11 protein-coding genes are annotated in these 13,049 nt (G+C 61.7%); 10 read left to right on the top strand and 1 reads right to left on the bottom strand.

Features of this window, described 5'->3' with window-relative positions; genetic code table 11:
• Positions 1 to 43: 43 nt before the first annotated feature.
• Positions 44 to 4,255, top strand: a complete 4,212-nt coding sequence (gene rpoC, locus KUL25_RS18085; protein ID WP_257894187.1) for a DNA-directed RNA polymerase subunit beta' — start codon at positions 44 to 46, stop codon at positions 4,253 to 4,255.
• A 66-nt stretch (positions 4,256 to 4,321) separates the two neighbouring features.
• Here rpoC and KUL25_RS18090 read toward each other — a convergent pair whose 3' ends face one another.
• Complete coding sequence (locus KUL25_RS18090) at positions 4,322 to 4,969, bottom strand: hypothetical protein (protein WP_257894188.1); 648 nt, start codon at positions 4,967 to 4,969, stop codon at positions 4,322 to 4,324.
• A gap of 166 nt (positions 4,970 to 5,135) precedes the next feature.
• Between KUL25_RS18090 and KUL25_RS18095 the strand changes: the two genes are divergently transcribed.
• From KUL25_RS18095 to tuf, 9 genes are all read left to right on the top strand, one after another.
• The gene (locus KUL25_RS18095; RefSeq protein WP_257894189.1) at positions 5,136 to 5,489 is read left to right on the top strand and encodes a VOC family protein; all 354 of its coding nucleotides are present in this window, start codon (positions 5,136 to 5,138) and stop codon (positions 5,487 to 5,489) included.
• A complete protein-coding gene (locus KUL25_RS18100) occupies positions 5,482 to 5,793 on the top strand; it encodes a DUF1801 domain-containing protein (RefSeq protein WP_257894190.1) in 312 nt (103 codons plus the stop codon). Before KUL25_RS18095 ends, KUL25_RS18100 begins: the two co-directional genes overlap by 8 nt.
• A 69-nt stretch (positions 5,794 to 5,862) precedes the next feature.
• Entirely contained in the window at positions 5,863 to 6,774 is a 912-nt protein-coding gene (locus KUL25_RS18105) for a putative rhamnosyl transferase (RefSeq protein ID WP_257894191.1), read from the top strand.
• Positions 6,771 to 7,637: a DMT family transporter gene (locus KUL25_RS18110; RefSeq protein ID WP_257894192.1), complete on the top strand. Its 867-nt coding sequence runs from the start codon at positions 6,771 to 6,773 to the stop codon at positions 7,635 to 7,637. The genes KUL25_RS18105 and KUL25_RS18110 overlap by 4 nt, the downstream gene beginning before the upstream one ends.
• Positions 7,630 to 8,457: a putative rhamnosyl transferase gene (locus tag KUL25_RS18115; protein ID WP_257894193.1), complete on the top strand. Its 828-nt coding sequence runs from the start codon at positions 7,630 to 7,632 to the stop codon at positions 8,455 to 8,457. Before KUL25_RS18110 ends, KUL25_RS18115 begins: the two co-directional genes overlap by 8 nt.
• Before the next feature lie 257 nt (positions 8,458 to 8,714).
• Positions 8,715 to 9,086 carry a 30S ribosomal protein S12 gene (gene rpsL / locus KUL25_RS18120; RefSeq protein WP_068356087.1) on the top strand — a complete coding sequence of 124 codons (372 nt, stop codon included), beginning with the start codon at positions 8,715 to 8,717 and terminating at the stop codon, positions 9,084 to 9,086.
• Between the two features lie 15 nt (positions 9,087 to 9,101).
• Complete coding sequence (gene rpsG, locus KUL25_RS18125) at positions 9,102 to 9,572, top strand: 30S ribosomal protein S7 (protein ID WP_257894194.1); 471 nt, start codon at positions 9,102 to 9,104, stop codon at positions 9,570 to 9,572.
• Positions 9,573 to 9,637: 65 nt separating this feature from the next.
• A complete protein-coding gene (gene fusA / locus KUL25_RS18130; protein ID WP_257894195.1) occupies positions 9,638 to 11,758 on the top strand; it encodes an elongation factor G in 2,121 nt (706 codons plus the stop codon).
• A 76-nt stretch (positions 11,759 to 11,834) separates the two neighbouring features.
• Positions 11,835 to 13,010: an elongation factor Tu gene (tuf, locus tag KUL25_RS18135; protein ID WP_257894177.1), complete on the top strand. Its 1,176-nt coding sequence runs from the start codon at positions 11,835 to 11,837 to the stop codon at positions 13,008 to 13,010.
• The last annotated feature ends 39 nt before the right edge of the window (positions 13,011 to 13,049 follow it).

The following is a 13,049-nucleotide window of genomic DNA, read 5'->3' on the forward strand; positions in this document are numbered from 1 at the left end:
GTCGCCCCCGTCCCTTACGCGCCCTTATTTTCAAGGATTTGAAATGAACCAGGAACTGACAAACAACCCGTTCAACCCGCTGACGCCGCCCAAGGCGTTTGATGAGATCAAGGTCTCGCTCGCTTCGCCCGAGCGGATCCTGTCGTGGTCCTACGGGGAGATCAAAAAGCCCGAAACGATCAACTACCGCACGTTCAAGCCCGAGCGGGACGGCCTGTTCTGTGCCCGTATCTTCGGGCCGATCAAGGACTATGAATGCCTGTGCGGCAAGTACAAGCGGATGAAGTATCGCGGCGTTGTCTGCGAGAAATGTGGTGTGGAAGTCACGCTGCAAAAGGTCCGTCGTGAGCGGATGGGCCACATCGAACTGGCCGCCCCCGTTGCGCACATCTGGTTCCTCAAGTCGTTGCCGTCGCGCATCGGCCTGATGCTGGACATGACCCTGCGTGATCTTGAGCGGATCCTCTACTTCGAGAACTACGTCGTGATCGAACCCGGCCTCACGGACCTGCAATACGGTCAGTTGATGGGCGAAGAGGAGTTCATGGACGCCCAGGACGCTTACGGCGCCGATGCGTTCCAGGCCAACATTGGTGCGGAAGCGATCCGCGAGATGCTGGCCGCGATTGACCTCGAGTCCGAGGCCAACCAACTGCGCGAGGACCTCAAGGAGGCCACCGGCGAGTTGAAGCCGAAGAAGATCATCAAGCGTCTGAAGATCGTTGAATCCTTCCTCGAGTCCGGTAACCGGCCCGAGTGGATGGTGATGACCGTCGTGCCCGTGATCCCGCCAGAACTGCGCCCGCTGGTGCCGCTGGATGGGGGCCGTTTTGCGACGTCTGACCTCAACGATCTGTACCGTCGTGTGATCAACCGGAACAACCGCCTGAAGCGTCTGATTGAGCTGCGCGCGCCGGACATCATCATCCGCAACGAAAAGCGGATGTTGCAGGAATCCGTCGACGCCTTGTTCGACAACGGCCGTCGGGGCCGCGTGATCACGGGTGCCAACAAGCGCCCGCTGAAATCGCTGTCTGACATGCTGAAAGGCAAGCAGGGTCGTTTCCGCCAGAACCTTTTGGGTAAGCGCGTCGACTTCTCGGGTCGTTCGGTCATTGTGACCGGTCCAGAGTTGAAGCTCCACCAGTGTGGCTTGCCGAAGAAGATGGCGTTGGAGCTGTTCAAGCCGTTCATCTATTCGCGTCTTGAGGCCAAAGGTCTGTCTTCCACCGTGAAGCAAGCCAAGAAGCTGGTCGAAAAAGAGCGTCCCGAAGTGTGGGATATCCTTGATGAGGTCATCCGTGAGCATCCGGTTCTGCTGAACCGTGCGCCCACGCTGCACCGTCTTGGCATCCAGGCGTTCGAGCCCGTGCTGATCGAAGGCAAGGCGATCCAGCTTCACCCGCTGGTCTGTTCCGCCTTCAACGCCGACTTCGACGGCGACCAGATGGCTGTGCACGTGCCGCTGAGCCTCGAAGCACAGCTTGAAGCCCGCGTCTTGATGATGTCGACGAACAACGTTCTGTCGCCCGCCAACGGCGCGCCGATCATTGTTCCGTCGCAGGACATGATCCTGGGTCTCTACTACGTCACGCTGGCCCGCGAGGGCATGAAAGGCGAAGGCATGATCTTTGCCGACGTGGACGAAGTGCGCCACGCGCTGGACGCCGGTGAGATCCACCTGCACTCCAAGATCACGGCACGCTTGCCGCAGATCGATGAAGAGGGCAACGAGATCATGGTCCGCTACGAGACCACGCCCGGTCGTGTGCTGCTGGGGGCGTTGCTTCCGCTGAACGCGAAAGCGCCGTTTGATCTGGTGAACCGTCTTCTGCGCAAGAAAGAGGTGCAGCAGGTCATCGACACCGTCTACCGTTATTGCGGTCAGAAAGAGTCGGTCATCTTCTGTGACCAGATCATGACCATGGGTTTCCGCGAAGCGTTCAAGGCGGGCATTTCGTTCGGCAAGGACGACATGGTCATCCCCGACACCAAGTGGGATCTTGTTGGCGAAGCCCGCGATCAGGTGAAAGAGTTCGAGCAGCAGTACATGGACGGCCTGATTACCCAGGGCGAAAAGTACAACAAGGTCATCGATGCGTGGTCGAAGGTGAATGACAAGGTCACCGACGCCATGATGGGCACGATCTCGGCCTCCAAGCGCGACGAGAATGGCGCTGAGATGGAGCCTAACTCGGTCTACATGATGGCCCACTCCGGTGCGCGTGGCTCTGTCACGCAGATGAAGCAGTTGGGCGGCATGCGCGGCCTGATGGCCAAGCCGAACGGTGAAATCATCGAAACGCCGATCATCTCGAACTTCAAGGAAGGTCTGACCGTTCTTGAATACTTCAACTCTACCCACGGGGCCCGTAAGGGTCTGTCGGATACGGCGTTGAAGACGGCGAACTCGGGCTATCTGACGCGGCGCCTGGTGGACGTGGCGCAGGACTGCATCGTGCGTATGGACGATTGCGGTACTGAACTGACGATCAAGGCGGAAGCGGCCGTGAACGACGGTGAAGTCGTGGCGTCCCTGGCCGAGCGTATTCTGGGCCGGACCGCTGGCGAAGACGTGTTCATTCCGGGAACGGATGAGATCATCGTCGCCAAGGGTGAGTTGATCGACGAGCGGAAGGCCGATGCGGTGGAAGCCGCTGGTGTCACGACGATGCAGATGCGCTCGCCGCTGACCTGTGAAGCGGAAGAGGGTGTCTGCGCGACCTGCTATGGTCGTGACCTTGCACGCGGCACGAAGGTGAACACCGGCGAGGCCGTGGGCATCATCGCGGCGCAATCGATTGGTGAGCCTGGCACACAGCTGACGATGCGGACGTTCCACATCGGCGGCGTGGCCCAGGGTGGTCAGCAGTCGTTCCAGGAGGTCAACGTCGACGGTAAGGTCGAACTGCGCAACGCCAACCTGCTGAAGAACGCGGCTGGCGAGAACGTGGTCATGGGCCGCAACATGGTCCTGGCGATCATGGACGAGCAGGGTTCTGAGCGCGCGTCGTTCAAGCTTGGCTACGGTACCAACGTGCTTGTCGAAGATGGTGCGATGGTGACCCGTGGCGACCGTCTGTTCGAATGGGATCCCTACACCCTGCCGATCATCGCGGAAGCCGCCGGTACGGCGAAGTTCGTGGACCTGATCTCGGGCATCTCGATCCGGGATGAGACGGACGATGCGACCGGCATGACCCAGAAGATCGTCTCGGATTGGCGCACGGCCCCCAAGGGCAATGAGCTGAAGCCCGAGATCATCATCGTGGGTGAAGATGGCGAACCGATGCGCAACGACCAGGGAAACCCGGTCACGTACACGATGTCGGTGGATGCGATTTTGTCCATCGAAGAAGGTCAGTCGGTCAAAGCCGGTGATGTGATCGCGCGTATCCCCCGTGAAGGGGCGAAGACGAAGGACATTACCGGTGGTCTGCCGCGTGTGGCCGAACTTTTCGAGGCGCGTCGTCCCAAGGACCACGCCATCATCGCGGAAATCGATGGCTACGTGAAATTCGGCCGTGACTTCAAGAACAAGCGCCGGATCGGCATTGTTCCTGCGGACGAAAGCCTGGAGCCCGTCGAATACATGGTGCCCAAGGGCAAGCACATTCCTGTGGCTGAAGGCGACTTCGTGCAGGTGGGTGACTACATCATGGACGGCAACCCCGCGCCCCACGACATCCTTGCGGTGTTGGGTGTGGAGGCTTTGGCCGACTACATGATCGACGAAGTGCAGGATGTGTACCGACTTCAGGGCGTGAAGATCAACGATAAGCACATTGAGGTTATCGTTCGTCAGATGCTTCAGAAGTGGGAGATCCAGGATTCGGGCGAGACCACGCTGCTGAAAGGTGAGCACGTGGACAAGGCCGAGTTCGACGCCGCCAATGCGAAGGCCGTCCGTGACGGTCGTCGTCCGGCACAGGGTGAGCCGATCTTGTTGGGCATCACCAAGGCGTCGCTGCAAACCCGCAGCTTCATCTCTGCCGCGTCCTTCCAGGAAACCACGCGCGTGCTGACCGAGGCCTCGGTTCAGGGCAAGCGGGACAAACTGGTTGGCCTGAAAGAGAACGTCATCGTGGGTCGTCTGATCCCGGCGGGTACCGGTGGGGCCACCCACGACGTGGAGCGGATCGCGAAGTCGCGTGACCAAGTCGTCATCGATGCGGCGCAGGCAGAGGCGGAAGCCGCTGCAGCCCTGGCCGCACCCGTGCCGGAAGAAGAGACCACAGGCGACGCCGCCGAATAAGGCTGTCGTTTTGAAATCTGGAAGCGCCCCGTTGGAAACAGCGGGGCGTTTTCTGTTGCAAGGGGGTTAGCCGATCACCTCGACCCCGCGCACCAGGATGATCTCGCAGCCGCTGACGATCGAGCCGTCGTCGCGCGTGATCGACGAGCGCCAAGGGGACGTGGTCTCGCCGGTGACATTGACCAGGAAGCCGGTAATCCGGACGCGCTGCCCAATCTCAACAGCCAGAAGCGCCTCGCGGACCGTATCGGAGGCCGGGATAAGATGGTTATTCGTGATGTGGCGTGCCCAATCCTGTGGAAGGGCGCTGATATCGTCGGTTCGGGAATGCAGCACCCGCCGCCCGGCGGTGAAGCGCATGCTGTCGATCGCATCGCCCTCGGCCAGATCGCCCCAGACAATGCCCAGATCAAGCGGTGAGATCTGGTTCACCCCGCGCCCCCGGAACACGCGCCGGGACACGACCACGCCGTCCAGCGCATACGCGAAAAGCAATTCGGCCTGAAACCCCGCCGCCACGTCGACGATCTGCGTCGGCACATCGGTTTGCAGGGGCTCCCCACCGGGATCTTCTGCAACCGGGATCAGGGGAAATCGTGTCTCATCCAAGGTGAGGGCGGGACCGGGTGGCGACCCGCTGCTTGCAGCAAGCGACAGCACCCCCGCGAACATGACGCCGCAGATCAGCAAGGGCATATCGCTGGAATCCAACATGGGCGTCGCCTCCGTCCTTGGTCACGGCATGGGGCCTATCACCGATACGGGGCAAAACTGCGTCGACCGCCTAGCGGAAATGCGGCGAAGGCACGGGTTTGCACGACGCCTTTGCAGTGGGGGCGGCCTCGGCTACGTTGGCAGTCCCACGGCAACGGAGTGGTCCATGATGTCAGATGCCAACACCCCGATTGACTACATCGAGTTCACCTCGCCTGAATTGGAGAAGACCCAAGCCTTCTTCACCGAGGCTTTCGGATGGAGCTATGTCGACTATGGCCCCGACTATAAGGACATCCAGGGCGCGGGCCTTGGGGGCGGGGTGGAACGTGGGCCCTTGCGTGCGCCGCTGCCGGTCCTCAAGGCCGATGATCTGGAGGCCATGCTGGCGCGGGTGAAGGCCGCAGGGGCCGAGATTACGCAGGAGATATTCGAGTTCCCCGGCGGGCGGCGGTTCCAGTTCCGTGAACCCGGCGGGACAGAGATGGCGGTTTGGACCACGGTGGACGACAATGGATGAGCTTGGCGACATCGCCGCCGCCGTCAAAGCCCTTGCGACCCAGATCGCGCCCGGCGTGGGCTTTGACCCCAAGTACGGCGGAGAGGTCATGGTCCCCGACCCCGCGCAGCCCAAGGCCTTCGTGGGGGGCGTCTTCATCTACAAGGACCACGTGTCGGTCGAATTCTCGGAAGGGGCCAGCCTGCGCGATCCGGGTGGTCATCTGGAGGGGAAGGGCAAGGCACGCCGGCATGTGAAGCTGCGCACGTTTGGGGATATCGACGGCAAGGACCTTGCCGGGTTCCTGCGCCAAGCCCTTGCCTGACCCATGGGGGATTCCCCATTGAAGCCAATTGGCCTAACTTCTGCCATATCGGGCGGGTAGGGGCGTTTCATGGGCGTTGTGAACAAGATCATCGGCGTGTGCCGTTTCTCCTACCTCGGTGATGCGGGTTTTCGCACGTTGAAAGGCGGCGCTGAAGAGGCCGCGAAGACGCTCTATGCGCCGGGTCGCATGCAACGCCGTTTTGCCTATTTCGAGAATATTTGCCTGCCGTCGCTGGCCGTGCAGACAGACCCTGATTTCGTGCTCGTCGCCCTGATCGGCGACACGATGCCGTTCCATTTCCGCAAGCGTTTGAAGCGGCTGGCGGAAAAATATCCATTCCTGCGCATCGCCACGCTGGAAGCTGCCGGTCCGCTGAACTCTACCCGCCGCGCGTTCCGGCGCGGCCTTGACGATGAAGAGGCCGATTTCATCACGGGTTTCCGGCTGGATGACGACGACGCCGTCGGGATCGACTATATTGAACGGACGCGAGAGGTGTCTGACACCCTGATCAAGCTGGGGTGGGCCACGAAAGATGTGCCCGCCGCCGTGTGTTTCCACCGCGGCATCTATTGGGACATGAAGCGCGACGAAGACCAGTTCTGGGACTACTCGGAACCGCAGCCCCTTGGGCTGGCCGCCGCGATGATCCACCACCCCGACAGCCAGCATAACATCTACCGCTGGAACCACCGCAAGCTGGCGTGCAATGCGCGCTGCTGGATCGACCCGCACGAATACATGTTCGTGCGCACGCTGCATGGCCATAACGACAGTGACCGTTCCATCCCGCCCGGCGCGCGGCAACTGCCCGATTGGCAGGCGCGCAAACTGTTTCGCGAACGCTTCGGGCTGAACCCCAAGCGGCTTCTGCCGATGATGAAGAAGTTGCAGGAAGAGGGCTCGGGCATGGCGCGGAAGCTGGCGGCAGCGGCGCGGGCCGAGATGGACGACGATGTGGACGGCGAGGCGGAATGACCCCGAACCTCAAGGGGTCCCTTTTCATGATGGGATCCATGGCCGCCTTCACGTTGAACGACACCGTCGTGAAACTGCTTGCCGAGGATTTGCCGCTGTTCCAGATCGTCTTTCTGCGCGGGCTTCTGACGACGGTGATGCTGACGGCGACGGTAGCGGCCTTTGGCAAGTTGAGCTTCCGCATCCCGCGCGGGGATCGGGGCAAGCTGGCGCTGCGCACCCTGTTCGAGATCATCGCCATGGTGACGTTCCTGACCGCGCTGGTGAACATGCAGATCGCCAATGCCACCGCGATCCTGTCGGCGCTGCCGCTGGCCGTGACCCTTGGTGCGCTGCTCTTTTTCCGGGAACCCGTCGGCTGGCGCAGGCTTAGCGCCATATGCGTCGGGGCCTTCGGTGTCTTGCTGATCGTCCAGCCGGGGGCGGCGGGGTTCAACATCTACTCGCTTCTGGCGCTGATCACGGTTGTCCTTGTCGCGGGAAGGGACCTTGTGACCCGCAGCTTTTCAGACGGGTTGCCGTCGATGACCATCGCGGTCGTCACCGCACTTGCGATCTGCCTGTTTGGGGGCGTGATGTCGGTGACAGAGGAGTGGGTGCGCCCCAGCGCGACACACTTCGCCCTATTGACGTTGGCGTCGTGCTTCATCATCGGCGGCTATGTCTTTTCCATCCTCGTCATGCGCGTCGGAGAGGTCGCCGTGACCGCGCCGTTCCGCTATACCTCACTTGTCTTCGCGCTGGTCCTGGGGTGGGTGTTCTTCGCCGAGTTTCCCAATGCGCTGGCGTTGACAGGCGGGGCGATCGTGGTGGCGACGGGGGTGTTCACGCTGATCCGGGAAAGGCAGGTGAAAGATGGCTGAGGGCGTTCTGATCCAGGGGCTGTGCCGGTTCTCGTTCCCCTGTACGGGGGGATTCAAGAAATACCACACCAGCCTGGAAGAGCGGCGCGCGGCGCTTTATGCGCGTCAGCGGCTGGACGAGCGGACATTGTGGTTCGAGCATATCTTCCTGCCGCCCTTGCGCGCGCAATCGGACAAGGATTTCACCCTGCACCTGCTGTTGGGGGAGGACTTCCCCGATCCGTGGCGGTCCCGCGTTGAGGCAGCGATCGCGGATGTGCCGCAGGTCAAGGCCCATTGGCGCGAGCCGGGCGATCATCGGGCCATTTGCCGGGATGTGATGTGGGGCGGGCGGGACCTCAACCGGGCCGTGGTGGCAGAGTTCCGGCTGGATGACGATGACGCCGTCGCGGTCGACTACGTGCACCAACTGCGCCGCGGCTGGGGCAAGGTTGCGCGGTTGGCGAATTTTCACGGGCGCGTGGCGCTGGACCACGGCAAAGGCATGGTGCTGGAGGCGCAGGAGGACGGGTCGATCAAACCGCACCTGCTGAACACGCACTGCTGGTCGGCGGGATTGGCGATCTACCTCAAGCCCGACGACGAGGCCATCGTGATGGACTTCCCGCACCACAAGATCTGGGCAAGGGTGCCCTTCGTGAACCTGACCGACAGCCTGATGTTCATCCGCGGCGATCACGCCCATAACGACGCCAAGACGCCCTTCGGGGCGGGCCAACCGATCCCGTTCAAGGACGAGGATATTGCGCCCATGATCGAGCGTCGCTTCGCCATTGATTTTCCTGCGTTCCAGGCTGAATGGAAGGCGCTGGCCCGCTAGGGGGTGGGTGCTGTTGACACCCCCCGAGACTCCGCCTATACGGCGCGCATCTGGCTAGGACGCACCTTGTGTCCCGTAATGCCAAACTACAGTTCTGAGTGGCCACGATCCGGGCAATTTGATCGCCTTGATCCTCTGGAAATTCGACCGCGGCGTCCTCCAGGTAGGGAAGGGACACTCGCGGTTTTGGTGTTGTCCGTGCGGTTTGGCCGCGCATGGGGCGCCAGATGTGAAGATGAGCAAACCGGGGAGACCCCATGCCAACGATTCAACAGCTGATCCGCAAGCCGCGGCAGCCCAAAGTAAAGCGCTCCAAGTCCCAGCACATGGAAGGCTGCCCGCAGAAGCGCGGCGTCTGCACGCGCGTCTATACCACCACGCCGAAGAAGCCGAACTCGGCCATGCGGAAAGTCGCCAAGGTGCGTCTGACCAATGGCTTCGAGGTCATCAGCTACATCCCCGGTGAAAGCCACAACCTTCAGGAGCACTCTGTTGTCCTGATCCGTGGCGGTCGTGTGAAAGACCTTCCCGGTGTGCGTTACCACATCCTTCGCGGTGTACTCGATACGCAAGGCGTCAAAGACCGTCGCCAGCGTCGTTCGAAGTACGGCGCCAAGCGCCCCAAATAAGAAGAGGATTGAGCGATGTCGCGTCGTCACGCCGCCGAAAAACGCCAGGTCCTGCCCGACGCCAAGTTTGGCGATATGGTCCTGACCAAATTCATGAACAACCTGATGATCGACGGCAAGAAAGCCGTCGCTGAGCGGATTGTTTACAACGCCTTTGATCGTGTTGAAGGCAAGTTGAAGCGGGCCCCCGTGGAAGTGTTCCACGAAGCCCTCGAAAACATCAAACCCGCGGTCGAGGTTCGCTCTCGCCGTGTGGGGGGTGCCACCTACCAGGTGCCCGTCGATGTGCGCCCCGAGCGTCGTGAAGCATTGGCCATTCGTTGGCTGATCAACGCGTCCCGCTCGCGCAATGAGAATACCATGGAAGAGCGTCTGGCCGGTGAGTTGGTCGATGCCGTCAACATGCGTGGTTCCGCTGTGAAGAAGCGCGAAGACACCCACAAGATGGCCGACGCCAACCGTGCGTTCAGCCACTACCGCTGGTAAGCGAACCCGTGATCCCCGTATCGGGGGTCACAAAACGTTTCAAACTTTAGTCTTAGGACACCCCCATGGCACGCGATTATCCCCTCGAGCGCTACCGGAACTTCGGAATCATGGCCCACATCGATGCGGGCAAGACCACCTGTTCCGAGCGGATTCTGTACTACACAGGCAAATCCCACAACATTGGTGAGGTGCACGATGGTGCGGCCACCATGGACTGGATGGAGCAGGAGCAGGAGCGGGGCATCACGATCACCTCGGCTGCCACCACGACATTCTGGGAGCGGACCGAAAACGGCACAGAGCCCGATTCCGAAAAGCACCGTCTGAACATCATCGACACCCCCGGCCACGTTGACTTCACCATTGAAGTCGAGCGTTCGCTGGCCGTTCTTGACGGCGCCGTTTGCGTGCTGGACGCCAACGCCGGTGTGGAGCCGCAGACCGAAACGGTGTGGCGCCAGGCCGACCGTTACAAGGTTCCTCGGATGGTGTTCGTCAACAAGATGGACAAGATCGGCGCGGACTTCTTCAACTGCGTTCGCATGATCGAGGACCGCACCGGCGCCCGCGCCGTGCCCGTCGGTATCCCGATCGGCGCAGAGACCGAGCTGGAAGGTCTGATCGACCTCGTGACCATGGAAGAGTGGCTGTGGCAAGGCGAAGATCTGGGTGCATCCTGGATCAAGGCGCCGATCCGTGCCGAGCTTCAGGACATGGCCAACGAGTGGCGTGCCAAGATGATCGAGGCTGCCGTCGAAATGGACGACGACGCCATGGAAAACTACCTCATGGATGGTGCCGAGCCTGACGTGCCGACCCTGCGCGCCCTGCTGCGCAAGGGCACGCTCGCCATGGCCTTCGTGCCGGTCCTGGGTGGCTCGGCGTTCAAGAACAAAGGTGTACAGCCCCTGCTGAACGCCGTGGTCGATTACCTGCCGAGCCCGCTCGACGTGGTTGATTACATGGGCTTCAAGCCCGGCGATGAGACGGAAACCCGTAACATCCCCCGCCGCGCCGACGACGACATGGCGTTCTCGGGTCTTGCGTTCAAAATCATGAACGACCCCTTCGTGGGCTCCCTCACGTTTGTCCGGATCTACTCCGGTCAGCTGCGTAAGGGCGACAACATGATCAACTCGACCAAAGGCAACAACGAGCGTGTCGGTCGGATGATGATGATGCACTCCAACAACCGCGAAGAGATCGAAGAGGCATTCGCCGGCGACATCATCGCGCTGGGTGGCCTGAAGAACACCACGACCGGTGACACGCTGTGCGACAAGAACGACCCCGTCGTTCTGGAAACCATGACGTTCCCCGAGCCGGTGATCGAGATCGCGGTCGAGCCCAAGACGAAGGCCGACCAGGAGAAGATGGCGATGGCGCTGCAGCGTCTGTCGGCAGAAGATCCTTCGTTCCGCGTCGAAACGGACCTCGAGTCCGGCCAGACCATCATGCGTGGCATGGGCGAACTTCACCTCGACATCCTCGTCGACCGCATGAAGCGCGAGTTCAAGGTCGAAGCCAACATCGGTGCGCCGCAGGTGGCCTACCGGGAGACCATCGGCCACGAGGTCGAGCACACCTACACGCACAAGAAGCAGTCGGGTGGTTCGGGTCAGTACGCCGAGGTCAAGCTGCTCATCCAGCCGACCGAGCCGGGCGAAGGGTACTCGTTCGAGTCGAAGATCGTTGGTGGCGCGGTGCCGAAGGAATACATCCCCGGCGTCGAGAAGGGCATCAAGTCCGTCATGGACAGCGGTCCGCTTGCGGGCTTCCCCGTGATCGACTTCAAGGTGCAACTGCTGGACGGCAAGTTCCACGACGTGGACTCCTCGGTTCTCGCGTTCGAAATCGCAGCTCGGATGGGCATGCGTGAAGGGATGCGGAAAGCGGGCGCCAAACTGCTGGAGCCGATCATGAAGGTCGAGGTGATCACGCCGGAAGATTACACCGGTGGCATCATCGGCGATCTGACGTCGCGTCGTGGTCAGGTGCAGGGTCAGGATACGCGCGGCAACGCCATCGCGATCGACGCCTTCGTGCCTCTGGCCAACATGTTCGGCTACATCAACACGCTGCGCTCCATGTCTTCGGGCCGCGCGCAGTTCTCGATGCAGTTCGACCACTACGAGCCCGTTCCGCAGAACATCTCGGACGAGATCCAAGCGAAATACGCCTAAGCGGCGGGGCGGATTTCCCGCCCGCCCCACCCATGCGCATCCGAATGGATGCGCGAGACACTTCAAGGAGGCCATCATGGCAAAGGAAAAGTTTGAACGCTCTAAGCCGCATGTGAACATCGGCACGATTGGGCACGTTGACCACGGCAAGACGACGCTGACGGCGGCGATCACGAAGCAGTATGGCGATTTTCAGGACTACGCGTCGATCGACTCGGCCCCTGAGGAGCGCGCGCGCGGGATCACGATCTCGACGGCGCACGTGGAGTACGAGACGGACACGCGCCACTACGCGCACGTCGACTGCCCCGGCCACGCCGACTACGTGAAGAACATGATCACCGGTGCCGCCCAGATGGACGGCGCGATCCTGGTCGTGAACGCGGCCGACGGCCCGATGCCCCAGACGCGTGAGCACATCCTGCTCGGCCGTCAGGTCGGCATCCCCTACATGGTCGTCTACATGAACAAGGTCGACCAGGTGGACGACGAGGAACTGCTGGAACTGGTGGAAATGGAGATCCGCGAGCTGCTGTCCTCCTACGACTACCCCGGCGACGACATCCCCGTGATCCCCGGCTCGGCGCTGGCCGCCCTGGAAGACCGCGATGATGCGATCGGCAAGGACTCCATCACCGCGCTGATGAAGGCCGTGGACGAGTACATCCCGACGCCCGCGCGCGCCGTGGACCAGCCGTTCCTGATGCCGATCGAGGACGTGTTCTCGATCTCGGGTCGCGGTACGGTTGTGACCGGTCGCGTCGAGCGTGGCGTGATCAACGTCGGCGACGAGATCGAGATCGTGGGCATCCGCGACACCTCGAAGACGACCTGCACGGGCGTGGAAATGTTCCGCAAGCTGCTGGATCGTGGTGAGGCGGGCGACAACATCGGCGCGCTGCTGCGTGGTGTGGACCGTGAAGGCGTTGAGCGTGGCCAGGTTCTGGTCAAGCCCGGTTCCGTCACGCCGCACACGAAGTTCGAGGCCGAGGCGTATATCCTGACCAAGGAAGAGGGGGGCCGTCACACGCCGTTCTTCGCCAACTACCGCCCGCAGTTCTACTTCCGCACGACGGACGTGACGGGCACGGTCGAGCTGCCCGCGGGCACCGAGATGGTGATGCCGGGCGACAACCTGAAGTTCAACGTCGAGCTGATCGCCCCGATCGCGATGGAAGACGGCCTGCGCTTCGCTATCCGCGAGGGTGGCCGGACCGTTGGTGCTGGTGTGGTTGCAAAAATTATTGAATAATTTTTGCGAACGGCGGGAAAAGGCGGTTTTGGTGAGCCA

Origin of the sequence: Gymnodinialimonas phycosphaerae (assembly GCF_019195455.1) — a bacterium.
GTDB classification, from domain to species: Bacteria; Pseudomonadota; Alphaproteobacteria; order Rhodobacterales; family Rhodobacteraceae; genus Gymnodinialimonas; species Gymnodinialimonas phycosphaerae.

Coding starts and splice junctions, on each gene's coding strand:
- rpoC (WP_257894187.1), top strand. CDS start 44: ATGAACCAGGAACTGACAAACAACCCGTTCAACCCGCTGACGCCGCCC.
- KUL25_RS18090 (WP_257894188.1), bottom strand. CDS start 4,969: ATGTTGGATTCCAGCGATATGCCCTTGCTGATCTGCGGCGTCATGTTC.
- KUL25_RS18095 (WP_257894189.1), top strand. CDS start 5,136: ATGATGTCAGATGCCAACACCCCGATTGACTACATCGAGTTCACCTCG.
- KUL25_RS18100 (WP_257894190.1), top strand. CDS start 5,482: ATGGATGAGCTTGGCGACATCGCCGCCGCCGTCAAAGCCCTTGCGACC.
- KUL25_RS18105 (WP_257894191.1), top strand. CDS start 5,863: ATGGGCGTTGTGAACAAGATCATCGGCGTGTGCCGTTTCTCCTACCTC.
- KUL25_RS18110 (WP_257894192.1), top strand. CDS start 6,771: ATGACCCCGAACCTCAAGGGGTCCCTTTTCATGATGGGATCCATGGCC.
- KUL25_RS18115 (WP_257894193.1), top strand. CDS start 7,630: ATGGCTGAGGGCGTTCTGATCCAGGGGCTGTGCCGGTTCTCGTTCCCC.
- rpsL (WP_068356087.1), top strand. CDS start 8,715: ATGCCAACGATTCAACAGCTGATCCGCAAGCCGCGGCAGCCCAAAGTA.
- rpsG (WP_257894194.1), top strand. CDS start 9,102: ATGTCGCGTCGTCACGCCGCCGAAAAACGCCAGGTCCTGCCCGACGCC.
- fusA (WP_257894195.1), top strand. CDS start 9,638: ATGGCACGCGATTATCCCCTCGAGCGCTACCGGAACTTCGGAATCATG.
- tuf (WP_257894177.1), top strand. CDS start 11,835: ATGGCAAAGGAAAAGTTTGAACGCTCTAAGCCGCATGTGAACATCGGC.